We start from the raw sequence: 25,103 nt of genomic DNA, 5'->3' as shown, positions 1-25,103 counted from the left end.
TTACTCCTCTGCTTGAGGCTGGAAGGATGGCACGGAGGTTTCTTGACCTAGACGCAGCCACTGTTCGGCAAATTTGGCATTTTTTCCCTGAGATATCACCATGCGTAAAGCAGAATAAGCGACGTTAGCTTGTAGAAAGAAGCGCCTTGTTCCTCGATCTGGACTATGGTTTCCATCCACCAAAATATAGACAGGGTTATGGCTCGAAGAGGTTAAGAAACTATCCTGTTGTTCGCGACTATTTAGCATGACTTTTGTGTTGGCCGAGTGCAAGTAGCTTGGTTCGGTTGTACTCCATTCGAATAATCCCCAATCTTGCTTGAAAGCTTGAGCATCTAGTATTGATAGTACATTTTTACCATGACTGGATGCTGAGGGAATAATGGCATGTTTATCATTGTCTATGATGTGACGATTTTGACTTTCTGCATCTTGGTAGCGATTCTGGATGATTTTCTCCTGTGTACTGATCGGCTGTGTGGCTCGTTTTAGTTGATACATAGCAAGGCTGAAGAGCGCTAAAACCAGTCTTGGTAATACGCCATATAGCATTAGGCTGGCGAGTAAAAAATTCGCCCAATGTTGCCTCGTTGAAGCGGTCTGAGTAATAAGGTCGACACGACTTGCCAGCACGTCTAGCTGGTTAGGAACCCTGATGCCTAGCCAGTTAGGAATGACACTCAAGGTATCCGTTAACGTTAAAAATGCTTGATCACTGAGTAGGGTGGTTTCCCAAACAAAATTCACCTGATTGGTCAGTAGCAGTACAAGTGTCATTAGCCAACCGGCGAGCAAATAACAGCCCCAAGCAATATGGGATAGTGTACTTATTAGCCATTTGTTTGCGTTAGGTTGGCATTGCCAATGGAGGAAGGCATGGCTTACATCTGTTTTTATATGTAAATGCTTACTTACTTTTTGAGTGATGAAAATCAGGCTGCTAAGAAATATACCCTTGGCTCCAGTAGTACGGAAATTACTGGTCATTAAGGTAGCTAGCCAAATGATGAGATTCAGGCTGTGGAAGCCCAGCAGCACTATGAGTAGCCAAAAAACATTAGCCTGATTTGCTTGGTCGGTCGCAAAAACAGGTGGAACTGCCATTATCCCCAAGGCAAAACATATTAATAGCAAAACGAAAATAGTTCGATTGAAATAACGCTTCAAAGTGCAAAATTGATCTAGGTAGCTCGTCGTATGAAGTGGTGTTTCTAATGATTTTTGTTCTAAGGATTTGAGGGCCTCAGGTAAACTTTTGCTATGGCTTGGCAAGCGAAATTCTGTGTGGTTTTCTAACCAAGTGGCAAGGAATAGTTTGGCGCGGAGTGAAGGAAAAGCCATGTGAAATATTACTCTTTGTAGGGTTGGTAATATGAGTTGGTTAATCCAGTATCTTGCTTCATATCTTCCTGAAGGGCAAAGGTGTATCGGCTTTTTTTGCACGAATCCCAAAGAGACTGTGAGTGGTTATTTGACGTGGAAAATAGTGTCAACGAGTGATAGCGGAAATCTTTTTAAAGCTTAATAGGGACTAGAGTGATCAATCGTTTTTATATGCGGTATTAATGTATGGAATTGTTACATGCAATTGCCTCTGAACTCTTCTAGCTCCTACAATGGCTTCGTCTGGCAGTACGTAATTTAAGCAGTACGTCAAGTAGGAGAAGAATATGCGTATTAACTCAATTCGGGTGAAGAGTTCTTTGCCTGTCATGGTGATGGCGATTACCTTTGTTATCACATTGGCCTTCGTAAGCTATATTATCAAGCAAAGTAGCGCGGCACTGAATGCCCAAACGGACAGCTATTTGAAAGCTGTTTCTGTTGTTATTAATGCCGATCGCGACCTTTATCAAGCCCAGCTGGCTCAACAGCGATTAATTGTTGGTGTTGGGGATATTGAAGCCGAAAACGCAGATCGTATTGAAAATGCGCAACAGGTAAAAGATAGGTTTGCTCTGTTCCGTAAATATCTTGCTAATGAACCTGATATTGCTGCTCCTTTTACAAGTTTTGATGAAGTTTTTGACACTTGGTTAGTGTCTTCTAATACCTTGGTTGAGTCAAATCGTGAGGCGGCCAATCTTACTGAGCTTGAAGAACAAGCTAATGCGAACTTTTCTGCATTAAGGGATATCTTGGATCTAGCAGGCGAGGCGGTGAATAAGCACTCTGCGGAAACGAAACTGGTGCTTGAAAAGCAACAGAGTGAGTTTATTGCTATGTCGTCCGTCGTTATTTTAGTTGGCTTGTTAATCGCTATTTGGTTCAGCTACCGTACACCTAAGACACTAACCGATCAGGTTCGTTATCTAGGACAGCGTATTCGTGAAATCTCTGAAGGAGATGGTGATTTAACCCAACGCATTGAATTTTCGACTAAAGACGAATTAGGGGATCTTGCGACTGAATTTAATGAATTCCTGTCACGTTTAAGAGGGATTATTTCTAATATCCATAAGCAATCTTCGGCACTGGGTGATGTGACTGTAGAGCTTAATGATGCGGCAACAAAAACTTCAGGCATTACCGATGCGCTTGCTAATGCGTCTGCTTCTATTGTGAGTGCTGGTCATGAAATGGATATGTCCAATCAGCAAATGGCGAATGTTGCCAGTGAAACTGCATCTGAAGCAAACAACTCTAATGATTTGACACAAAGTGGCATGGTAGCGGTGAATAAATCTCATCAAGCCATTACTGAATTAGTATCTGATATTGAGCATGCCCTAAGCCGTTCAGGCGAATTACAGAAAAGCTCTGAAAGCATTGCTTCTGTATTGGAAGTTATTCGCAATATTGCAGAACAAACTAACTTGTTGGCGCTCAATGCAGCAATAGAGGCGGCCCGTGCGGGTGAGCAAGGTCGAGGTTTCGCTGTGGTGGCCGATGAAGTACGGACATTAGCAACACGTACACAAGACAGTACCAATGAAATCGAATCCATGATTGAACAGTTGAAAGTCAATGTTGGGGAGTCATCTAAAGCGATCCAAAATAGCCGTGATAACGCAGACTTTACTGTGAATAATTTTGAAGAAGTGACACAAGTCTTTGGGATGCTGCAAGAGTCCTTTAGCAAGGTTCAAGATATGGCTGCGCAAACCGCGCAGGCGACTCAAGAGCAGTCGGTTGTCTCTAATGACATTAATCAAAACATGGTGTCTCTGAAGGATCAGACGGACTCCGTACAGTCTGTATCGAATATGATTCAACAGCAGTCACATAATATGACAGAGCTTTATACTGAGTTGGATAAACAGGTCGGTAGTTTCAAGGTTTGATGTTTGGCTGAAAGAGAGTTTTGAAGTAATTAAAGCCTCATTTGTTTTTAATTAAATGAGGCTTTAACTTTTTGTTAATTGTAAAAAATTAACAATGATTAGATTTTATCGTTGATTAGTAACGATATTTTTAAGAAATACCTTTTGAAAGTGTTTCTATATCAATGAATTATGGAAGAGTTATTGATCTTGTCGCGATGTAAATTAGTAAAATCCTAAATCAACATAAAATTACAAAAAAAATGGATTTTTAGTATATTTCATCTTTGAGCTATGGAATGTTAAAAAATTAATGCTACTTATGAAGTGTAGAGGGTTAAAAAATGCGTATTAATTCCATTCGGATTAAAAGTTCCATACCTGTGATTGTTATGACACTTACCTTTTTGGTCAGTTTACTGTCTATAGGTCAGATGCTTGTTCAAAGTAATGATGCACTGAAAGTACAAACAGAGAATTATCTCAGGGCGATTTCGACCATTATTAACGCAGATAGAGACATCTATCAGGCGAAACTAGCAGAGCAACGTTTAATCGATGGCGATGGTGATGCTGCTGTCGAAGACAGTGATCGTTTAGAAAATGCTCAACAGGTAAAGGATAGGTTTGGTGTATTTCGCCAGTACTTGTCTGCTGAACCTGAAGTTTATGCGCCTTTTGCTAATTTTGATGATGCCTTTAACCGTTGGTTAAATGCCTCTAACGCGCTTGTTGGTGTCGACAAATACTCTATGGATTTCGGTGCTTTGTTGAAAGAAAGTAATCAAAGTTTTTCTGCTGTGAGGGAGATATTGGATCACGCAGGAGAAGCGGTTAATAAACGTTCAGCAGAGTTAAATATAGAAGTTAAAGACCGTATTCAGAAAAGAACGACAATAGCGATTATTGTGACCGTAATTGGTGTGTTGATTGCGGCTTGGTTTAGTTATCAAATGCCAAAAGTCTTGAGCCAACAGGTGCGCTACTTGGGGCAACGTATTCGTGAAATCTCCGAAGGTGATGGCGATCTAACCCAGCGTATTGAATTCTCGACTAAAGATGAATTGGGTGACCTTGCTAATGAGTTTAATGGCTTTGTATCACGTTTAAGAGACATTATTGGCAATATCCATAAGCAGTCTTCTGCATTGGGTGGTGTGACCATAGAGCTTGAAGGTGCTGCAACAAAAACGGCAGGTATTACCGATGCACTGGCTAATGCGTCTGCTTCTATTGTGAGTGCAGGCCATGAAATGGATATGTCTAATCAGCAAATGGCGACCGTTGCTAGCGACACCGCATCAGAAGCAAATAAATCGAATGATTTAACGCATAGCGGAATGGAAGCGGTCAATAAATCCCACAAAGCCATTACGGAATTAGTAACGGATATTGAACATGCTCTAGGTCGTTCAGGCGATCTGCAGAAAAGTTCTGAAAGCATTGCTTCTGTCTTGGAAGTTATTCGCAATATCGCAGAACAAACCAACTTGTTAGCGCTCAATGCGGCGATAGAAGCCGCTCGTGCGGGTGAGCAAGGACGAGGCTTTGCCGTGGTAGCGGATGAAGTACGTACACTAGCAACACGTACCCAAGACAGCACCAATGAAATTGAATCCATGATTGAACAACTGAAAATCAACGTTGGTGAATCATCTAAAGCGATTCAGAATAGCCGTGATAACGCAGACTTTACGGTAAGCAATTTTGAAGAAGTGACAAAGATCTTCGGCATGCTGCAAGAATCTTTTGGCAAGGTGCAAGAAATGGCCGCGCAAACTGCGCAAGCGACTCAAGAACAATCTATTGTTTCCAATGACATCAACCAGAACATGGTGTCCTTGAAAGACCAGACAGATTCTGTACAGGCTGTATCTAACATGATCCAGCAACAGTCGCAAAATATGACTGAGCTTTATACTCAGTTGGATAAACAAGTCGGTAGTTTTAAGGTTTAATCTTTAGGCTCATGTGGCAAAAAGAAACCCGCTTATCGAAAGGTAAGCGGGTTTTTTGTTGTATGCCGAAGTCGAATTAATTACGCATCAATACGTTTGTATTTGATACGTGTTGGTGTGGCTTCGTTGCCAGTACGTTGTTTGTAGTCGGCTTCGTATTCTGCGTAGTTGCCTTCGAAGAAGATGGCTTTAGAATCGCCTTCGTAGGCAAGGATATGCGTGGCGATACGGTCTAGGAACCAACGGTCATGGGAAATGACAATGGCGGCGCCGGGGAAGGCCAGTAGTGCATCTTCTAGGGAACGTAATGTTTCCACATCAAGGTCGTTGGTCGGCTCATCCAGTAGTAATACGTTACCGCCTTCTTTCAGCAGTTTCGCTAGGTGCAAACGGTTACGCTCACCACCTGATAGGTGTTTAACAAATTTTTGCTGATCAGAGCCTTTGAAGTTAAAGCGTCCAATGTAGGCACGAGACGGAACCTTGTAGTTGTGGACTGTGATCATGTCTTGGCCGTCGGAAATTTCTTCCCAAACGGTTTTGTCGCCATCCAGTTCACGCATTTGGTCTACGTAAGCAAGTTGTACGGTTTCACCTAAGGTCACTGTGCCTGAATCCGGTGTTTCGATACCAGCGATCATTTTGAATAGGGTCGATTTACCCGCACCGTTACCACCAACAACACCGACAATCGCACCTTGTGGCACTACCATGTTGAAGTCTTCTAGCAGCATTTTGTGTTCAAAGCTTTTGCTAACGCCTTCGATTTCAATGACTTTAGAACCAAGGCGAGGCCCCGGTGGAATGTACAATTCGTTGGTTTCGTTACGGTCTTGGAATTCTTGTGAATTCATTTCTTCGAATCGAGCCAAACGTGCTTTGGATTTAGATTGACGGCCTTTGGCGTTTTGACGAACCCATTCAAGTTCAGATTTAATGGCTTTTTGGTGAGAGGCTTGTTGCTTTGCTTCACTTGCTAGTCGAGCATCTTTTTGTTCTAACCAAGAGGAGTAATTGCCTTCGTATGGAATACCATGGCCACGGTCAAGTTCCAGAATCCAGCCCGCAGCATTGTCCAGGAAATAACGGTCATGGGTAATGGCGACCACTGTGCCGGGATAATCTTTTAGGAAGCGCTCTAACCAAGCCACGGATTCTGCATCCAAGTGGTTAGTTGGCTCATCTAGTAGGATCATGTCTGGTTTGTCGAGCAATAATCGGCAAAGCGCAACACGGCGACGTTCACCACCAGAAAGGTGCTCTACGCTGGCTTCCCAAGGTGGAAGACGAAGGGCATCGGCGGCGACTTCAAGAGCACGTTCTAGGTTGTGGCCTTCTTTGGCTTCGATCAGGGCTTCAAGTTGACCTTGTTCTTTTGCTAGTGCGTCGAAGTCGGCATCGGGTTCTGCATATTCGGCGTAAACTTGGTCCAAACGTGCCATGGCATCGATCACATCAGCGAAAGCTTCTTCAACAATGCCGCGTACGTTTTTTGTTGGGTCAAGGTGCGGTTCTTGTTCTAGGTAGCCGATTTTAATGCCCGGCATTGGACGAGCTTCGCCGTTATGCTCTGTATCTACGCCAGCCATGATGCGAAGTAGGGTCGATTTACCCGAACCATTAAGGCCCAAAACACCAATTTTTGCACCGGGGAAGAAAGAGAGAGAAATGTCTTTAAGAATCTCGCGTTTGGGGGGAACAACTTTTCCTACGCGGTTCATGCTATATACAAACTGAGCCATCAACTTATCCTGTGTAATTAAGCTTAGAGTTCACGCTTTTCAATGGCTGCCTATGGTGGGCGAATCAATGTAAAGCGGAATGAAAAAACGAGTGCGCTAAGAATAGCACAGGGGAAGAAGGGGAAAAATATCTGGACAGCGGAACCTTCACTATTTGCAGGCTCCGCTTAGGAAGTATCCGTTTTTTAAAGTTTAAACTTAGATAGGTCCTCTTTAATGCTGGCGCTAATCGTGTGCAGTTGATTGCTCAGCTGTTCCACATTGGCGGCATTGCTGGTGATGGCGGTCGTGGCTTCGTTTATCACGACGACTTTGTCACTGACGCCTGCGGTGACGGAATTTTGTTCTTCTGTTGCGGTGGCAACTTGCGCGTTCATATCGTTGATGATGTTGATGTCTTCGATGATGTCTTCAAGGGCAGTGATGGCTCCACCAGATTCATCGATGGTTTGTTGTAAGGTTTTGCTGGAGACTTCCATTAGTTTATTCACTTCTTCAGAAGACGATTGAAGGTCATGAATAATGGTTTCGATTTCGGACGTTGAATCTTGCGTTCTTTGTGCCAACCCCCTTACTTCGTCGGCCACTACGGCAAAACCACGACCTTGTTCTCCTGCTCGTGCGGCTTCGATAGCGGCGTTGAGGGCAAGTAGGTTAGTTTGCTCAGCAATGCCTTTAATGACTTCAATGACTTCATTGATGTGTTCACTTTTTCCTTTTAGTTCAATGACTTTTGCTGAAGTGTTGTTTATCTCAGAGCCTAAGTTATGGATTTCATCAACCGTGTGTTTAACGATGGCGTTGCCTTTCTCAGCTAGTTCATTACAGCTTTGTGTTTTACTGGCGGTCTGGTTGGCGTTTTGTGCGACTTCTTGTGTTGCTGACAACATTTGATTTAATGCTGTGGCAACGAGCTCGGTTTCTAATAATTGTTTCTCCGTGGCAGTGGTGTTTTTATTAGCATTGGATTGTATGTCAACGGAGCAAAGGGTTAGTTCATTGGTTGAGTTAACGATCTTTTGTATTAGGGTATGCAGGTTGGAGATAAAGGTGTCAAAGCCTTGGGCAAGCATGCCAACTTCATCATTGCTTTTAATGTTAAGACGTCGAGTTAGGTCGCCGCCACCTTGCGCAATATCAGACATAGCGTCCGCAATTATTTTTATTGGGGCGATAACAAAGCGGTTTAATACCAGCCAATTGGTGGCTTGCAACACCACTAGTAGGGAGACAGCGATAAATATAAAGAGAGTTTTTATAGAAAGCAGAAGCGCGTCGTTGCTGTTCATGCGGTAGGTAATTTCTAGGTGGCCGATTTTATTACCGTTGTTCCAAAGGATATCGACTTTTTCTGTGTTGAGTTGGCTAACATCTTGACTGCTGTTCCCTTCTTTAGTGGTTTCACCAAGCGGTTTTTCACGTTGATCGAAGGCTTTAATACTGTCGATGAAAGGGAATCCTACAAAGGATTGCATGATGTTGTTGATGACATTGGAGTCGTAGGAAAAAATAGGTTCTTGCAGTGCCACTGCTAGGGTGTGCCCCATATTTTTCATGTCACTTCTTAAGGCATCGTCAAAGTGTTTTTTCGCTAGCATGTAGCTTACTGAGAAGATTAGCACCATGACAATAAGAGAAGAGGTGGAAAGCAATAACATGGATTTTTTATTATCAGAAAGGCGTTTGTAAATAGATTCAGCTGTGATGTTTGGATAGGTTGTTGTTAGGGGAATGGCTAAATTATGAGAGCCCCTGCTCCGGTTACAACCAGTATGGCTCCAACCCAAGCACCCAGTGCCGGTCTTTCACCTGTTTTGACCCAGAGTCCAGGTAAGATCAATACGGGGACTGTGGCAGATAGTGTGGTGACGATACCTACATTAGCGTTGCCGATCCCCCAAACCAAAATACTCATACCGATGACCATTCCAATGATGCCCATGACAGCGACGCCGAGATAATCGGATGTGGTGAGTTGCTGCAATGGTAACGCGTGTTTTGGTTGCTTATGTCGGTAGTAGAGTCCATAAGCGAGAAGCAGTGCGATGGCGCCAGTGGTGACGCGCACCGCGGAGACAGCGATGGGGTCAGCGCCACCGATTAGGGCGGGTTTACTGAGTAATGCTCCGCTGGCTTGACCAAGAGCACCACCTAGCGCCATTAGAATACCCACGCTGAGGTTGCCTTTGGTTTGTTCCCAAGCATGTTGGTTTTGGCGTTTGCCAAATAGTATGGCGATGATGACACCACTCAATACTACGCCGCAGGCGAATAATTGCTGCAAGGTGAGAGCTTCGTCAAGAAAGAGCCAAGCAAGAAGAATAGAAATAGGGGCGTTAGTCGCAAAAAGCACCCCAGTGCGTCTTGGCCCAAGCCGATGAACCGCACTAAACAGCATGGTATCACCAAGAAAAATACCGCATAGGCCGGATAGCATAATGATATTGGCATGTTGCCATAGGGAGGCCTCAAAACGCTGAGTGACGAGACAAATGAATAGTAGGACGGTGCTGGCAATAGTGATGCGGAAAGTGTTGAAACGCATGGTACCAAAACGTTGAATTAATCTAGGTGTCATCAGGCTGGAAATCGTCCAGCAAAGTGCTGCTCCTAAGCCTGCTAACTCAGCAAATAACATGGGGAATCCTTAATAAATTGGCTGCATATTTATGGAGATGCGCGCAGTGGCTTGGTAGCTATATGCTAGCTAGGTTGTTATGATTTGAGGCAGGAAATCATCGCCTAATTCAGGCATTTTTACATCATATTAGAGAGATTGGAAGCACCATGCGATGCCCATTTTGTGGAACTCAAGACACGAAAGTCGTCGACTCTCGCCTAGTATCTGAGGGCGCACAAGTACGTCGTCGTCGAACCTGTAGTCATTGCCAAGAACGCTTTACTACCTTTGAAGTGGCAGAGCTGCAAATGCCTAAGCTGATAAAAAGTGACGGCAGTCGAGAGCCTTTTGATGACGATAAGCTGCGTAACGGCATTATCAAGGCGCTTGAAAAACGCCCTGTTAGTATTGAAGCGGTGGAAACCGCGATTACTCGTATCAAAGAAAAAATGCAGGCTACAGGTGAGCGAGAATTGCCTTCGCGTATGACTGGCGAAGCGGTAATGGAAGAGTTGCAGCGACTGGATCAAGTTGCTTATGTGCGTTTTGCCTCTGTGTATCGAAGCTTTAAAGACATCAACGAATTTCGTGAAGAAATTGACCGTCTAGAAAGCCGCAGTGAAGCAGGCGCTTTATTAGCCCAGTCTTTGAAAGAAGAGAAATAAATGACTCAGCATAACCATGAATACTGGATGGCGAAAGCGATTCAATTGGCGCAAAAAGGCCGTTATACCACTCACCCTAACCCTCGTGTTGGCTGCGTTTTGGTTAAAGATGGCCAGCTTGTGGGGCAAGGGTTTCATGCTAAAACAGGTGAAGGTCATGCGGAAGTGAATGCCTTGGCAGACGCAGAGCAAAAAAGCATGACTCAACATGTGAAGGGCGCAACGGCTTACGTGACATTAGAGCCCTGCAGTCATCAGGGGAAAACACCACCCTGCGCTGATACCTTGGTGAAAGCGGGTGTAGCTCGTGTGGTATTCGGCATGCAAGACCCTAACCCTGAAGTCGCTGGTCGTGGCTTAGATAAAATTAAAAAGGCAGGCATTGAAGTCATCGGGCCGATTTTAGAAGCCGAATGCGAAGGATTAAATCCTGGTTTTATCAAACGTATGCGGGAAGGCTTGCCTTTTGTTCGCGTGAAGTTAGCCATGAGTCTTGATGGGCGAACTGCGATAGAATCGGGCGAAAGTCAGTGGATTACGGGGCCTGAAGCTCGCCAAGATGTGCAACGTTTACGGGCGCAAAGCGATGCCATTGTGACAGGCATTGGTTCTGTTTTAGCGGATAACCCAAGCATGACGGTTCGCATTGATAATGATGACCAAGAAACTGATGCGAAAAATGTGCGTCAGCCGCTTCGCGTGGTTATGGATACGGCGTTGTCTATTTTGCCAGAAGCCAAAATTTTGTATCCGAGTAAGCAAGCTTGGGTGTTTTCCGTGGCAGAAGAGGTTGAATCAGAGCACTTAGATGTCTTGTCTAAGAAAGGCGTGACAGTACGATTTTCTCCGCGCGGTGACGATGGTCGTTTAGATTTGTTAGATGCCATGGGGCAGCTTGCAGACGCAGGTATCAATGAAGTCTTGTTAGAAACTGGCGCGGAATTGGCCGGTGGCTTTTTACAGGCGGGTTTGGTTGATGAAATCGTTGTTTATATGGCGTCTAAGCTATTAGGTTCCAGTGCACGTCCTTTGTTTCAGCTACCGTTAGAAACCATGAGTGAGGCGGTTGAGTTGGAATTGAAATCCGTGCGTCAGGTAGGTCAAGATATACGTTTGGTGTATCTGCCAACTTACTTGGAGGATGACTTCGATGAGGGCTTTGAAGTCTAGCTGAAACGCGAGTCATTGCTTTCTCGGCTTTTTCTTAAGAAATTATAGGAAACCGAGTTTTCTTCGTGATATTTAGGTAAGTTTGCCGAGAAACAAAAGATAAACATTGCTATAATCGCCGACCAAGATGACAAGCATATTTGTACCTTTGGTCATAATGGCCCTAGGCACTGTCTAACAGACGAAAACAGGTACGACCAAGCAGACGAAAAGTGTCAGCCCATAAGGCGATGCAGTCTGGATAACTGAGGCAAAAAATGAGCGAAGTGGAAACAACAAACGACCAAACTCCAGCACCGAAACGTAAGGATAAAAAACCTTCGCGTTCGCAAATGCGCAGTGCTTCCCGTCGTTTGGCATTACAAGCCGTCTACCAATGGCAGATGAATCAGTCTGCGGTTAGCGAGATAGAAACTCAATTCGCGATGGATCAAGACATGGCGTCTTGCGATAAGACTTACTTTCGTGAGTTGTTGCATGGTGTTATTGTCAGTGCCAAGAAATTAGATGACTTGTTTGAAGAATTATTAGATCGCCCAATGAGCGAACTTGATCCAATCGAGCTGGCTGTGATGCGTATCGGTTCATTTGAATTGTCAGAGCGTTTAGATGTGCCATACCGAGTGGCGATTAACGAAGGTGTGGAGCTGGCGAAAGGCTTTGGGGCAACCGAAAGCCATAAATACATTAATGGTATTTTAGATAAGCTTGCACAGCGTGTTCGCCGTGAAGAAATTGCCGCACGTCGAGAAGCGAATAAGTAATCCGCTAGTGATGAAGTAAACATCATCAAAAGATAGCTAAAAGCCCCGTTATTATAGTGTTAATAACGGGGCTTTTTTATGTGGCTATTTCAGCGCGTGCGTATCACTGGTCGAAATAGAACAAACATTTTAGTATCAAGGTGTCAGTATTTACTTTCGGGAGAGGTCGTTCGGTGAAGCTAAGTAAAATAATACTAGTGCTTTTTTTCATAATGTTTTTGCCCGTTTTCGCTGCCACAGAAGATGAAATTAATCACCTTCTAAACTTTGTGGCTTCAACAGACTGTCAATACGAACGAAATGGAATTATGCATGATAATCAGGAGGCGGTTGAGCACATTAAAAAGAAATATGCGTATTTTTCTGATGACATTCAATCGACTGAAGATTTCATAAAGTACTCCGCGACGAAAAGTAGCTGGTCTGGTAAAGACTACAAAATCCATTGTGCGAATAAAGTGCCGATGCAAAGCCGAGAATGGTTGTTGATAGAGCTACAGACATATAGAGCATCGCAACAATAATTAGGACTAGAAGTTTAAATCATGGCTAAAGACAAAGTGCTTTTATCGACCTTATTGATGGCTGCATCCTAGCTAACCCGTTATCATAGGCGTTATTAAGGTAGTTGTTATGCTGCCCTGCCCAACACTTTATTAGGATCACAATGAAAAAGAACTTTGTTCTATCCCACCCAAAAATCTCTTACCAGCGTTTAATCGAAATGGCGAAAAGTGATGTGAAAAAGTACATCAAAAAAGAGCGCACCAAAGTTTTGCCAGAAGGTGCGGATTTTTGGGGTTTCGACTGCAAATTTGGTCAAAAACCGGACAGTGCAAGGGTGATTCATGAGGGTGATATTAATAGCAATATTAGTTCTGCACAGAGCCAGCATTGGAAGTCTTTTTACCTTGAGGTTGTGGCAACGCCAAAGACTCGCATTAAGCGTCGAGATGTAGATTTTGAAGAAGGCCCTGAAGACGAATAAGTGGCCGACACATACCAGTACTGAAATGAGTCCTCGTTATGATTACTAATTAGTAATAGAGCGGGGATTTTTTATAATATGAGAACTTTGCGCGATTGCTGTTCGTACCAATACATTCGGCTTGTAGAACACAAGGACATTTTTTGAACGAATTCGAGTTAATACAAAACATTTTTAAAGCCTCTGTGATGGCAAACACGCAGGGACGTAAGGATATTTTGTTGGGGATTGGTGACGATTGCGCGCAAGTGCAGGTTCCCCAAGGGCAGAGCTTAGTATTTTCCATGGACACCTTGGTAGAAGGGCGCCATTTTCCCTTTGATGCAGACCCTGTGGATATTGGTTATCGAGCGGTGGCAACCTGCGTCAGTGATCTTGCCGCGATGGGCGCGAAACCTGCTTTTTTCACCTTAGGCCTGACCATTCCTAAGTCTGACCCTCAGTGGTTGGCTGGGCTAGCACAAGGTATGGCTGAGTTAGCAGAGCCAATTGGTTTAACTTTGCTCGGTGGTGATACTACGAAAGGGCCGTTAACTCTGACCTTGCAGGTTCACGGTTATGTTGAGGTGCGTCAAACGCCTTTGCGTTCCAATGCGAAAGTCGGCGACGATGTTTATGTGACTGGCTTGTTGGGGGACGCGGCGGCGGCGGTGCCGATTGTGACAGGCGAAGTGTTAGTGTCGAATGAACGCCTTGATTACTTTTATGATAGGTATTGGCGACCCACACCACGTCTAATTGTTGGCATGGCATTAAAGCGAGTGGTGAATGCTATGATGGATATCTCCGATGGCTTGGCTCAAGATATTCAGCATATTTTAAAAGCTTCCAATGTGGGAGCAAGATTAGAAGCAGATCGTGTTCCTATTTCGGCAGAGTTACGACAGTGGCAACCTGAGTCGGCGCTGAGCTTGGCGCTGACGGGCGGAGACGATTACGAGTTGTGTTTTACCGCGTCTAAAGAGCAAGCGAGCGAGATTCAATTGATTACCCAGACATTGAGCTTGCCTTGTACTAAGGTGGGTGAGGTGGCGTCGGAAGGTTTTAGTATTGAAGGCTATGATGGAGATATATCGGGTTGGCAACACTTTTAATAGAATAGTGAACGTTGTGTTTTAATAAACGAGTGAACGAAATTTCAAAAGAGGTGAGTTTCTAATGGCAAATTCTGCCCCTGCGTCGGTTTGGCGTAACCCTATTCATTTTTTGGCCTTTGGTCTGGGTTCTGGCGCCGTGCCGAAAGCACCGGGCACTTTTGGAACCTTGGCGGCGGTACCTTTTTTCTTATTGCTGCAAAACCTGAGTGATGTGCAATACGCTATTATGCTGGTGGTGACATCGCTTGTCGGTATTTATTTGTGCGGTAAGACCTCGAAAGACCTCGGTGTTCATGACCATTCTGGCATTGTTTGGGATGAGTTTGTTGGTTACTGGATTACCATGTGGATGGCACCTGCTGGCTGGTTTTATATTGTGCTAGGTTTTGTGCTGTTTCGCTTGTTCGATATTTTAAAACCTTGGCCGATTTCTTGGATAGACAAAAACGTTCACGGTGGTTTTGGGATTATGCTTGACGATATTTTAGCTGGGTTGATGTCTTTTGTTGTCTTACAGGCGTTAGTGCGTTTCGTTTTTTAGCATGGCTTTGTCAGGTTTGAATAAAAGCAAGCGCTATGGTCTTTGGCGGGCCATGGCGCTTTTTTATGGCTTTTAGTCAATGGTCGTTGCGCCTCAGGTGGGCTTCGAAAGCTCGGATCATCAGGGATAAACTGAGAGTGAGCACTAGGTACATAAAGGCAACGACATTATAGGTTTCAAAAAATTGAAAGCTGGAGGCGCTGTATACTTTACCGAGCAGGGTGATGTCTTGCACGCCTAACACAGATACCAAGGCTGAATCTTTGATCATGGCGACAAAGTCGTTGCCGAGTGGCGGTAATATTTTACGAATGGCTTGTGGCAGGGTAATGAGCCGAAACCTGTGCCAATTTGACAGGCCTAGGGCTTTTGCCGCTTCTGTCTGTCCTTTCCCGACTTCCTGAATGCCAGCTCGGAACACTTCGGCAATGAAGGCACTATAACTGATTGAGAGGGCGAAAATAGCACGCCAAAGTAGGGTAAAGTCGCGTGTTTTGGCTTTCTCTATCCAGCCTGCCTCTATGGGGATTTGTAGGGTCCAGTTGTAGAAGTTAACCATTTCTGGAGCGCCAACGAAGGCAATATAGAACAAGAGCACGAGAATAGGAATACCGCGGAATATTTCCACATAGAAGCGAGCAAATTCGCGTATCAATCGAAAACGTGAGAAGCCAGCTAACGCAATCATTAGCCCTATTATGCTGGCGATGAAAAATGCCGCTAAGGTAACGCCTATGGTGGTGAGCAGTCCTTGGCTCAGTGCACTTGCAATTCTTTGGTAACTTTGGTCAGCGACCATGTTCCATATCAGAATCAGGGCAATAATAATGATGGTGACTAACCACCATGGTGTATTTTCTAAGGTTTTTTTCAAGGACTTAATCATTCACTGTAAGGGCATGGAAGCATGACCTGATGAAAAGGTGCTTGGTTAATGACTAGGCTTCTATAGCAACCTAGTCATTAACCAAAGAAGGTGTTTTTAACTTTGGTTATATTCGAAAAACCATTTTTTGTTTAGGGCCTCTAACGTGCCGTCTGCTTTCATGCTTTTAATGGCTGCGTTAACCGGAGTAAGCAGATCTGAGCCAGGCGATAAGATGAAGCCAAATTCTTCTGTGCCTAGTGGTCCACCGACCATTTTAAAAGCACCTGGATTTGCACCCATGTAGCCGCGGGCTGAGGTGGCATCCATTAATACACAATCGACATCACCTGTTTTTAGTGCTTGAACCGCGGCGCCAAAAGTATCTAGCAATGTAATGCGAGAGTTGTCTTCATTGCCGTCTAAGACGTTATAAACCGCCACGTAGAAGTTGGTGGTGCCCGGCTGAGCGCCAAATTGTAGATCATCGTTGGCGGCAAAGGTTTTGGCATCATAGAAGCGGTTTTCATCAGCGCGAACCAGCATGAATTGCTGAGAGGTCATGTAAGGAATAGAGAAATCGATTTGCTTTGCTCGTTCTTCATTAATGGTGATGCCATCCATGCCAATATCATATTGACCTTGTTTAACCGCTTGGATCATGGTGTCCCAGCTACTGGTATGCCAATCGATTTTTGCATTTAGGCGTTTGCCAATTTCATTCATTGCATCGTACTCCCAACCTATGCCTTTGCCCGTTGCTGGGTCGACAAAGTTAAGCGGCGTGTAGGCGTTTTCGGTAACCGCAAGGATGGTGCGACCTTTTAGGTCCGGTAAGCTGTCAGCAAAACTCATACTACTGAAAGCAAAGACAGCAAGAAGAGCGCAACGTGATAATAAGGAGATCATGATTTTTACCCTTTCGGTATCAATTAGGCTGTTTAATGATTGATGAGAGATTATACACAGGAGAAGAATTCTAGACCATGTAATCTTCTGGTCATCCAGTGGCATATGATCTGCTAAACGCGTATATTCTTGTATCTAATTTGTCATTTAGCAATGGCTTATAACTTCCAGATAGTTAAGGTTTATATGACCCGCGAACTTGATCCACAGCAGGCGTTTCAGACCCATTGCTTAGCGCAAATGGGAGTCACCTCGTGGCTGTCCTCTGCTGATGGTGAACCTGTTGCAGTTAATGGTATTGCGGGTATGGTTTATATGCCGCCTCAGCCTTGGTTAGTTAATGCATCGTCAGATGCTGATCCCGTGCCGAGTATTGCTGCGTTATCGAAGGATGTTTTGCCTACGGGATTTGCCGCCGCAGCGCCAGAGCCCATCGCGAAAGTACTGCCTGAAGAAAAAGAGCAGTCGGTGGCTTATCTTAGAGAGCAGCTTAATGCTGGGCCAGAAATCATTGTTGAAGACCTGCAACCAATAGAAGAGTTGGCGGTTGATATTGTGGTTGAACCTGAAATTCAGGCGTCGACTCGAATGACTCAGCTAGATGTTCGCTCTTATGCGTTAGCCAATAAGCTGTTAATTATAAGCGATGTGCCTAAGGTGTTTTCTCAGGAAGAAGAGGTCGCTCAGTTGGCGTTGAAAATGGGAACGGCATTATTAAAGCAGCCAGTGGATGAATGGCAAAGCAGTGCTTTGTCTTGGCCCGGTGGTTTAAAGAACCCTCAGTTTTTGGCTCGCACGGACTGGTTATTAGGGGCATTGGAAAGTTACATTTTGCGCTTACTTAAGACCTTTCCTGAAACGCCAAAGTTGGTCTTGGCTGGTAACCAGATAGTCCAACTAATGGAAGATTTACCCGCAGATAGCCCGATTAAAAGCTACCCAGTGGCTTGTATTGTTAGCTTGCCTGAATTACATCGCATTCCTGAGTTACGCAAAGAAGCATGGCAAATAATGCAAACCCGTCTGTTCCGTTCTGATGTCTAGTGATCACACATCTCATACTATTTTATGATGCCTTCTATTCGTATTCGACCTGCCACAGAGCACGACCTGTTAGCCATCATTCAGCTTGATGGGCTTTCTAATCCTTATCCGTGGGGGAAAGCCTTGGTTGCTGATGCACTGATAACGCGAAAAAATTGGGTTATTGAATCTGAGGGGGAAGGACAGGTTTCTTTAGCAGGTTGGTTAACGGCTTCGGTGTTATTTGATCAGTCTGAATTGGAGCTTATTGTGGTGGCGCAAAAAATGCGTCGTCAAGGCTTGGCGAAAAAACTGATGGTCACTTGGTTGCATGCTGTTGCTGAACAAGGTGTCTGCGAATACCTATTAGAAGTGCGGGAATCGAATCTAGGCGCGATTAACTTATATCAATCTTTGGGTTTTGAGTTGGTTGGGCACCGAAAAAATTATTACCAAACAGAGGGTGGTCATGAAGCAGCCTGCCTCTTTAATCTAAAATTGAATGAAGGAAACTAAGTATGAGCAATGTATTGGTTCCTATCGCCAATGGCAGTGAAGACATTGAAGCGGTTACTATTATTGATGTCTTGCGTCGTGGTGGTGTAACGGTAACGGTAGCCAGTGTGCATGATGAAAAAAATGTGCTGATGGCCCGTGGCTGTAAAGTAGAAACAGATGTTTTATTAGCTGATGTGGCTGAACAAATGTACGACGCCATTGTTTTGCCGGGTGGTATGCCGGGTGCAGAGTCTCTTCGTGACAGTAAGTTATTGATCGACATGCTAGAAAAACATGATATTCAAGATGCCCTGTTGGCTGCGATATGTGCTTCTCCTGCTGTGGTGTTTGGCACCCATGGTTTTGTTACTGATAAACAGGCTACCTGTTATCCAGGCTTTGAGGGTGGGTTAATGGGAGCGGAATATATAGCGGATCAACCTGTGGTGATGGACGACAATATTATCACCAGCCAAGGCCCAGCGACGGCCATGGCGTTTTCTCTTGGTGTGCTGGCTAACCTTGAAGGTTACGAAACGGCACAAAAAGTGGCAGATGCTCTACTCTGTTAAGTGATGACATAGCGAAGGTTTATTTCTGACCAAAAAGTCAGTTAAGAATCGTGCCAATTCGTTGGTTTTTCCCTTGAATACGGTGGACGCTAGCGACGTATCAGAGTAAAATTGGACAGATTTTTTGAGTGTTTGATTTGTTGATAATCGATCAATGGATAAACACCGAAAACGCAATTATTAAAAAGCGAGGTGAACCTTTGGTTCGTCTCGCTTTTTTGCAACCTGAATAGCTCTAAATGGGAGGTTCCTTTGGCAACAACAGCGATTCTAGCTCTGGAAGACGGCACTGTATTTAAAGGCGTGTCGATCGGAGCTGATGGCTCTTCAACCGCTGAGGTGGTGTTCAACACCTCAATGACTGGTTATCAAGAAATTCTGACCGATCCTTCCTATGCTCGACAAATGGTCACCTTGACCTATCCCCATATCGGGAATACTGGCGTTAACTCTGAAGACGAAGAATCCAACAATGTATGGTGCGAAGGTTTGATCATCCGTGATCTCCCTTTGGTCGCGAGCAGCTGGCGTTCCGAGGAGTCTTTGGATTCTTACTTAAAGCGTAAAGGCGTTGTGGGTATCGCGGATATTGATACGCGTAAGTTAACTCGTATTCTACGAGAGAAAGGCGCGCAAGCCGGTTGCATTATGGCAGGTGAAAACCTAGATGAAGCCGCCGCTATTGCTGCTGCTAAAGCTTTTCCTGGTCTTAAAGGCATGGATCTAGCAAAAGAAGTCACGGTAGAAAAAACGTACCAGTGGACGGAATCTACTTGGGATCTTGTGCAGGGCCATACAACGCCAGATGCATTTGACTTCCACGTTGTTGCCTACGACTTTGGTGTCAAACAAAACATTCTTCGCATGTTGGTTGAGCGTGGTTGCCGCTTGACGGTGGTACCCGCTAAGACCTCAGCAAGTGACGTATTGGCGCTTAAGCCAGATGGCGTTTTCTTGTCTAACGGACCGGGTGATCCAGAGCCATGTGATTATGCTATTCAGGCGATTACTGAAATTTTAGAAACAGACATTCCAGTATTTGGTATTTGTCTTGGACATCAGCTTTTGGCCCTGGCATCTGGCGCGAAAACGAAAAAAATGAAATTCGGCCATCATGGTGCTAACCACCCAGTGCAAGCCATTGAAAAAGGCACAGTGATGATTACTAGCCAAAACCATGGCTTTGCGGTAGATGAAGAAACCTTGCCAGCGAACCTTGTGATGACACACAAATCTTTGTTCGATGGTTCTTTGCAGGGTATTTCCCGTACTGATAAGAGCGCATTCAGCTTCCAAGGTCACCCGGAAGCAAGCCCGGGGCCGCACGATGTTGCGCCTTTGTTCGATCAGTTCATTGAAAACATTAAAGCATCTAAAGCCTGAGCAGGAACGAGAAGACTATGCCAAAGCGTAATGACATAAAAAGCGTCTTAATTTTAGGTGCGGGCCCTATCGTTATCGGTCAGGCCTGTGAATTTGATTATTCTGGTGCTCAAGCGTGTAAAGCACTTCGTGAAGAAGGTTTCCGCGTTATTCTGGTGAACTCTAATCCAGCCACCATTATGACCGATCCATCCATGGCGGATTCGACTTATATCGAACCTGTTGAGTGGAAGACAGTCGAAAAAATCATTGAAAAAGAACGTCCAGATGCTGTGCTTCCAACCATGGGTGGCCAAACCGCATTGAATTGTGCCCTTGACCTTGAGCGTCATGGCGTACTTGAAAAATACAATGTGGAAATGATTGGTGCGACGGCGGATGCCATTGATAAAGCGGAAGACCGTAACCGTTTTGACCAAGCAATGAAGGCCATTGGCCTTGAATGTCCTCGTGCTGGTATTGCTCACAGCATGGAAGAAGCGTTGAAAGTGCAGTCTGACTTGGGCTTCCCTTGCATCATCCGTCCTTCTTTCACCATGGGTGGTACCGGTGGTGGTATCGCGTACAACATGGAAGAGTTCAATGAAATTTGTACTCGTGGTTTGGACTTATCTCCAACCAACGAATTGCTAATCGATGAATCTTTGATCGGTTGGAAAGAGTACGAGATGGAAGTTGTCCGCGACAAAAAAGACAACTGCATCATTGTTTGTGCAATTGAAAACTTTGACGCAATGGGGGTTCACACTGGTGACTCCATTACTGTTGCGCCTGCACAAACGCTGACAGACAAAGAATATCAAATTATGCGTAACGCTTCTTTGGCGGTATTGCGTGAGATTGGTGTTGAGACAGGTGGTTCAAACGTACAGTTTGGTATGGACCCAAAAACAGGTCGCTTGGTAGTGATCGAGATGAACCCTCGTGTTTCTCGCTCATCGGCTTTGGCATCGAAAGCAACAGGCTTCCCGATTGCGAAAATTGCGGCGAAATTGGCGATTGGCTACACATTAGATGAGCTGCAAAATGACATCACGGGCGGTCAAACACCAGCGAGTTTCGAGCCTGCAATCGATTACGTTGTAACAAAAATTCCTCGTTTCACTTTTGAGAAATTCCCAACAGCTAATGATCGCTTAACGACGCAGATGAAGTCGGTGGGCGAAGTAATGGCGATAGGCCGTACTTTCCAGGAGTCTTTGCAAAAGGCATTACGCGGTTTGGAAGTCGGTGCGGATGGCTTTAATCCGCAATTGGATTTCTCTGAAGAAAATAGCAAAGAGAAGCTGGTATTTGAATTGCAAACGCCAGGTGCGGATCGTATTTGGTACATTGGTGATGCCTTCCGTTCAGGAATGACGGTAGACGACATTTACGCAGCGACAGGTGTTGATCATTGGTTCTTGGTGCAAATTGAAGACTTGATCAAAGAAGAAGCGGCACTTGCGAATAAAGGCTTAGTTGATTTGAACTACGATGTGATTCGTCGTTTAAAACGTAAAGGTTTCTCGGATGCTCGTCTTGCTAGCTTGATGGATGTAACAGAAAAATCCATGCGTGAACGCCGTTACTTGATGGATGTTCATCCTGTCTATAAGCGTGTTGATACTTGTGCTGCAGAATTCGCAACAAACACGGCTTACATGTACTCAACTTACGAAGACGAATGTGAAGCGGCACCAACAGACAAAGATAAAGTCATCATTCTTGGTGGTGGCCCGAACCGTATCGGTCAAGGTATCGAGTTTGATTACTGTTGTGTTCATGCGGCATTAGGTCTACGTGAAGACGGTTACGAAACCATCATGGTGAACTGTAACCCTGAAACGGTTTCTACGGATTACGATACGTCTGATCGTTTGTATTTCGAACCCGTTACACTGGAAGATGTACTCGAAATCGTTCGTAAAGAAAAACCAAAAGGTGTGATCGTTCAGTTTGGTGGTCAAACACCATTGAAGATTGCCCGTGCCTTGCAAAACGAAGGGGTGCCAATTATTGGTACCACGCCTGAATCGATTGACCGTGCGGAAGATCGTGAGCGTTTTCAAAGCATGATTCAGCGCTTAGGTTACAAGCAACCACATAACGCGACTGTGCGTAGTGTAGAACAAGCGGCCATGAAAGCAGCTGAAATTGGTTATCCTCTGGTTGTGCGCCCATCTTATGTATTGGGTGGCCGTGCGATGGAAATCGTCTATAACGAGAAAGAGCTAAATCGTTATATGACGTCGGCGGTTAAAGTATCAAATGACAGTCCTGTCTTGCTTGATCACTTCCTTAATGCGGCGATTGAAATTGATATCGACTGTATTTGTGACGGACATCAAGTGGTCATCGGCGGCATCATGCAGCATATCGAGCAGGCGGGTGTTCACTCTGGTGACTCTGCGTGTTCTTTGCCACCTTATTCTTTGTCTGTGGAAGTGCAAGATCGAATCCGCGAGATGATTAAGAATATGGCTCTAGAGCTTGGTGTTGTTGGTTTGATGAACACTCAGCTAGCGGTTCAAGATGGCGAAATTTACGTGATTGAGGTGAACCCTCGCGCCTCTCGTACTGTGCCTTTCGTTTCTAAGTGTATCGGTCGTTCTTTGGCGCAAGTGGCTGCCTTGGTAATGGCAGGTAAAACGCTGGAAGAACTTGGCTTAACGAAAGAAATCATCCCTTCTTACTACAGTGTGAAAGAAGCTGTCTTCCCATTTAATAAGTTCCAAGGCGTTGATCCAATCCTTGGGCCTGAAATGAAGTCGACAGGCGAAGTGATGGGGGTTGGTGATACCTTTGCTGAAGCATTTGGTAAGGCGGTTCTTGGTGGCGGGACAGAGCTACCAACCTCGGGCCGTGCCTTTATCAGTGTGCGTGATATGGACAAAGAAGGTGCTATCGCCGTCGCTAAGCGTTTATCTGGCTTAGGTTTTGATCTAGTCGGAACAGAAGGTACTGCTAAGTTCCTGACTGAAAATGGTGTGGAAGTTCGTAAGGTCAATAAGGTGAACGAAGGTCGTCCACACATTGTTGATATGATGAAAAATGATGAAATTGACTACATCATTAATACGACTTCTGGGACGCAAGCCATCACAGATTCCTCTGTTATTCGTCGTACAGCATTGCAGCGCAAGGTTTGTTACACTACGACATTGGCTGGCGCTGAGGCGAGCAGTTTGGCTATTGGCCTAACAGGTGAAACAACAGTTAGAAGATTGCAAGATTTGCACTTGGGGAAATAATGAAAAAAGTACCAATGACAGTCGCGGGTGAAAAGAGCCTTAGAGAGGAGCTAAATCACCTAAAAACAGTAGTACGTCCTCGCGTAATTTCTGATATCGCTACCGCACGTGAGCATGGTGATTTGAAAGAGAATGCAGAATATCACGCTGCTCGTGAAGAACAGAGCTTTGCTGAGGGACGTATTAAAGAGATCGAAGGCAAGCTTTCAGACTCACAAGTTATTGATGTGACCGCTTTGCCTGCATCGTCAAAAGTTATCTTCGGCACCACAGTGACACTTTATAATCTTGATACAGAAGACACTGTGACCTATACGATAGTGGGTGATGACGAAGCGGACGTGAAAGTGAAGAAAATCTCCTACGCATCACCGATTGCGAAAGCCATTATTGGGAAAGAAGAAGGTGATGAAGTCATCGTTAAAATCCCAAGCGGTGAAGCGACATACGAGATTGAGAAAGTCGAATACATTTAATGTGTTAGGGCGTTCTTTTAAAACCACGATGTGAAAGCATCGTGGTTTTTTTATGCTTAGAAGAAAGCGTTATTTTGTCTAATGGGTATGGTCGTGTTGAATGATGCTGTTATACGCCTTTTTCATTGCCCCACAGGTAAACATGGAGCTGGGGTAATACGCTAGTGTCAAACCAACCACGCTTGAGGACCTCGTCTACTAGGTTGAGGGTCTGTGTGGTTAACTTTTCTAGGCTTGGTGTATTTTTTAACTCTAGATTGCAAGGCTGCAAATACAAGGGAAGCTTGGGGTACTGGCTTTTAAGTTCCCCTGCCCATTCTAAGTCGGTGTGATCGGCAATGACGATTTTTAGACTGATATTGGTGTTATTTGCATTGTGTAAACTGGTATCAAAACGGACTTGATCAAATCGCATTTTGCTAGAAGGTGGCTTGGGGCTGAGAGTCAGGTGATCAAGCATAGCAAACCAAGGAGCGCTAACACTGCCTTGTGTTTCCATAGCAAAACGATAGCCTTTCGCTTTGCCTATCTTTATTAGTTCTGATAAGTCTTGAGTGGCTGGGTTGCCGCCAGATAGCGTCACCAAAATGGGCTTTCCGCCACTTAATTGTTCGACTTGCTCGAATACGTCTTGCGCAGACATTGTTAGCCAGTCATCTTTATACTTTTTATCTACGGCGTGAAGGGTATCGCACCAACTACAACGGAAATCACAACCTCCGGTTCGTACGAATACCGTTGGTGTGCCAATGAGTGCTCCTTCACCTTGTATCGTTGGGCCAAATATCTCTGAAATTATCAACATGGTCGATACTCCGCCCATGTTTTTGGCGTTTCAGAAACGCTAATGGCGCAGACTTCTGGCCAACGCTTTTTACTCCAATGATAGAGATGCTCGGCGAGGCGTTCCGCTGTGGTGTTATCCGCGCCAAGTACGTCATTAAGGTGGCGATGATCGAGTTGGTCATCGAGGTAAGATTTAAACTGGGAAAGCTCTCGGTAGTCTCGCACAAAACCTGTGCTATTTAAGGTGCCAGATGCTAACTCTATCACCACTTCATAGTTATGGCCGTGCAGTCGGCTACAAGGGTGAGAGTCTGGTAAACCTTGCAGTTGGTGCGAGGCGCAGAATTGAAAAGATTTTCGAATACGATACATATGCATTGTCCTAAAACGTTGATAACAATGCAGCACTCATTACCTAAAAGACGTTAGGTGTGTGTTTTTAACCTGGTGCTACGACAGGGCCGGAAGGCCCACGCAGTATAACATCCACGGAATATCGCGTCCTAGCTTTGTTCTGTTCGTATGTATGAATTGGTTTACTTTGAGGCTT

23 protein-coding genes are annotated in these 25,103 nt (G+C 44.8%); 15 read left to right on the top strand and 8 right to left on the bottom strand.

The annotated features are described in order from the left end of the window. Entirely contained in the window at window positions 1-1,341 is a 1,341-nt protein-coding gene (locus I8J31_RS10000) for a DUF2868 domain-containing protein (RefSeq protein ID WP_199468361.1), read from the bottom strand. A 329-nt stretch (window positions 1,342-1,670) separates the two neighbouring features. On the opposite strand from I8J31_RS10000, the gene I8J31_RS09995 reads away from it, so the two are divergent. Beyond that, window positions 1,671-3,284 carry a methyl-accepting chemotaxis protein gene (locus tag I8J31_RS09995; protein WP_199468360.1) on the top strand — a complete coding sequence of 538 codons (1,614 nt, stop codon included), beginning with the start codon at window positions 1,671-1,673 and terminating at the stop codon, window positions 3,282-3,284. A 323-nt stretch (window positions 3,285-3,607) separates the two neighbouring features. After that, window positions 3,608-5,221, top strand: a complete 1,614-nt coding sequence (locus tag I8J31_RS09990; protein ID WP_199468359.1) for a methyl-accepting chemotaxis protein — start codon at window positions 3,608-3,610, stop codon at window positions 5,219-5,221. 80 nt (window positions 5,222-5,301) lie between these two features. Here the strand turns inward: I8J31_RS09990 and ettA are convergent, their stop codons facing one another. The 3 genes from ettA to I8J31_RS09975 form a co-directional block, all read right to left on the bottom strand. Beyond that, window positions 5,302-6,963: an energy-dependent translational throttle protein EttA gene (ettA, locus tag I8J31_RS09985; protein WP_199468358.1), complete on the bottom strand. Its 1,662-nt coding sequence runs from the start codon at window positions 6,961-6,963 to the stop codon at window positions 5,302-5,304. A gap of 185 nt (window positions 6,964-7,148) precedes the next feature. After that, window positions 7,149-8,621, bottom strand: coding sequence for a methyl-accepting chemotaxis protein (locus I8J31_RS09980; RefSeq protein WP_199468357.1), 1,473 nt, complete (start codon window positions 8,619-8,621; stop codon window positions 7,149-7,151). Window positions 8,622-8,698: 77 nt separating this feature from the next. Next, window positions 8,699-9,601 (bottom strand): DMT family transporter, encoded by a 903-nt coding sequence (locus I8J31_RS09975; RefSeq protein ID WP_199468356.1) that lies wholly within the window; start codon window positions 9,599-9,601, stop codon window positions 8,699-8,701. A 149-nt stretch (window positions 9,602-9,750) separates the two neighbouring features. Here I8J31_RS09975 and nrdR point away from each other — a divergent pair, with 149 nt between their 5' ends. The 7 genes from nrdR to I8J31_RS09940 all read left to right on the top strand — a co-directional run bounded on the left by nrdR (window position 9,751) and on the right by I8J31_RS09940 (window position 14,808). Continuing rightward, a complete protein-coding gene (nrdR, locus tag I8J31_RS09970) occupies window positions 9,751-10,248 on the top strand; it encodes a transcriptional regulator NrdR (protein ID WP_199468355.1) in 498 nt (165 codons plus the stop codon). Then, window positions 10,249-11,418, top strand: a complete 1,170-nt coding sequence (gene ribD / locus I8J31_RS09965; RefSeq protein ID WP_199468354.1) for a bifunctional diaminohydroxyphosphoribosylaminopyrimidine deaminase/5-amino-6-(5-phosphoribosylamino)uracil reductase RibD — start codon at window positions 10,249-10,251, stop codon at window positions 11,416-11,418. Between the two features lie 257 nt (window positions 11,419-11,675). Next, complete coding sequence (gene nusB, locus I8J31_RS09960) at window positions 11,676-12,182, top strand: transcription antitermination factor NusB (RefSeq protein WP_199468352.1); 507 nt, start codon at window positions 11,676-11,678, stop codon at window positions 12,180-12,182. Between the two features lie 212 nt (window positions 12,183-12,394). Then, window positions 12,395-12,706: a DUF5329 family protein gene (locus tag I8J31_RS09955; RefSeq protein WP_199468350.1), complete on the top strand. Its 312-nt coding sequence runs from the start codon at window positions 12,395-12,397 to the stop codon at window positions 12,704-12,706. Window positions 12,707-12,849: 143 nt separating this feature from the next. Further along, window positions 12,850-13,170: a DUF6172 family protein gene (locus I8J31_RS09950; protein ID WP_199468348.1), complete on the top strand. Its 321-nt coding sequence runs from the start codon at window positions 12,850-12,852 to the stop codon at window positions 13,168-13,170. Window positions 13,171-13,313: 143 nt separating this feature from the next. Beyond that, window positions 13,314-14,264: a thiamine-phosphate kinase gene (gene thiL, locus I8J31_RS09945; protein ID WP_199468346.1), complete on the top strand. Its 951-nt coding sequence runs from the start codon at window positions 13,314-13,316 to the stop codon at window positions 14,262-14,264. 64 nt (window positions 14,265-14,328) lie between these two features. Next, entirely contained in the window at window positions 14,329-14,808 is a 480-nt protein-coding gene (locus tag I8J31_RS09940) for a phosphatidylglycerophosphatase A family protein (RefSeq protein WP_199468344.1), read from the top strand. A gap of 76 nt (window positions 14,809-14,884) precedes the next feature. Here I8J31_RS09940 and I8J31_RS09935 read toward each other — a convergent pair whose 3' ends face one another. Together I8J31_RS09935 and I8J31_RS09930 are read right to left on the bottom strand one after the other, a co-directional pair. After that, window positions 14,885-15,682, bottom strand: a complete 798-nt coding sequence (locus I8J31_RS09935; RefSeq protein ID WP_233402693.1) for an amino acid ABC transporter permease — start codon at window positions 15,680-15,682, stop codon at window positions 14,885-14,887. A gap of 108 nt (window positions 15,683-15,790) precedes the next feature. Continuing rightward, window positions 15,791-16,582: a transporter substrate-binding domain-containing protein gene (locus I8J31_RS09930; protein ID WP_199468342.1), complete on the bottom strand. Its 792-nt coding sequence runs from the start codon at window positions 16,580-16,582 to the stop codon at window positions 15,791-15,793. Between the two features lie 186 nt (window positions 16,583-16,768). Here I8J31_RS09930 and I8J31_RS09925 point away from each other — a divergent pair, with 186 nt between their 5' ends. From I8J31_RS09925 to greA, 6 genes are all read left to right on the top strand, one after another. Further along, window positions 16,769-17,626, top strand: coding sequence for a hypothetical protein (locus I8J31_RS09925; RefSeq protein ID WP_199468340.1), 858 nt, complete (start codon window positions 16,769-16,771; stop codon window positions 17,624-17,626). A 24-nt stretch (window positions 17,627-17,650) separates the two neighbouring features. Beyond that, complete coding sequence (locus I8J31_RS09920) at window positions 17,651-18,121, top strand: GNAT family N-acetyltransferase (RefSeq protein WP_199468338.1); 471 nt, start codon at window positions 17,651-17,653, stop codon at window positions 18,119-18,121. 2 nt (window positions 18,122-18,123) lie between these two features. Further along, on the top strand, window positions 18,124-18,675 hold the full coding sequence (locus I8J31_RS09915) for a DJ-1 family glyoxalase III (protein WP_199468336.1): 552 nt from the start codon (window positions 18,124-18,126) through the stop codon (window positions 18,673-18,675). Between the two features lie 252 nt (window positions 18,676-18,927). Next, complete coding sequence (gene carA, locus I8J31_RS09910; RefSeq protein WP_199468334.1) at window positions 18,928-20,058, top strand: glutamine-hydrolyzing carbamoyl-phosphate synthase small subunit; 1,131 nt, start codon at window positions 18,928-18,930, stop codon at window positions 20,056-20,058. A 17-nt stretch (window positions 20,059-20,075) separates the two neighbouring features. Continuing rightward, window positions 20,076-23,291 carry a carbamoyl-phosphate synthase large subunit gene (gene carB, locus I8J31_RS09905; RefSeq protein ID WP_199468332.1) on the top strand — a complete coding sequence of 1,072 codons (3,216 nt, stop codon included), beginning with the start codon at window positions 20,076-20,078 and terminating at the stop codon, window positions 23,289-23,291. Continuing rightward, window positions 23,291-23,767, top strand: coding sequence for a transcription elongation factor GreA (greA, locus tag I8J31_RS09900; RefSeq protein WP_199468330.1), 477 nt, complete (start codon window positions 23,291-23,293; stop codon window positions 23,765-23,767). Before carB ends, greA begins: the two co-directional genes overlap by 1 nt. Window positions 23,768-23,876: 109 nt before the next feature. Here the strand turns inward: greA and queE are convergent, their stop codons facing one another. Together queE and queD are read right to left on the bottom strand one after the other, a co-directional pair. Continuing rightward, the gene (gene queE / locus I8J31_RS09895; RefSeq protein WP_199468328.1) at window positions 23,877-24,572 is read right to left on the bottom strand and encodes a 7-carboxy-7-deazaguanine synthase QueE; all 696 of its coding nucleotides are present in this window, start codon (window positions 24,570-24,572) and stop codon (window positions 23,877-23,879) included. Next, window positions 24,566-24,925 (bottom strand): 6-carboxytetrahydropterin synthase QueD, encoded by a 360-nt coding sequence (gene queD, locus I8J31_RS09890; RefSeq protein ID WP_199468326.1) that lies wholly within the window; start codon window positions 24,923-24,925, stop codon window positions 24,566-24,568. Before queD ends, queE begins: the two co-directional genes overlap by 7 nt. Window positions 24,926-25,103: the final 178 nt, after the last annotated feature.

The organism is Marinomonas transparens (genome assembly GCF_016463975.1).
GTDB lineage: Bacteria > Pseudomonadota > Gammaproteobacteria > Pseudomonadales > Marinomonadaceae > Marinomonas > Marinomonas transparens.
Note: the sequence above shows the minus strand (reverse complement) of the source record. Positions and strands in the feature narration are given on the sequence as shown.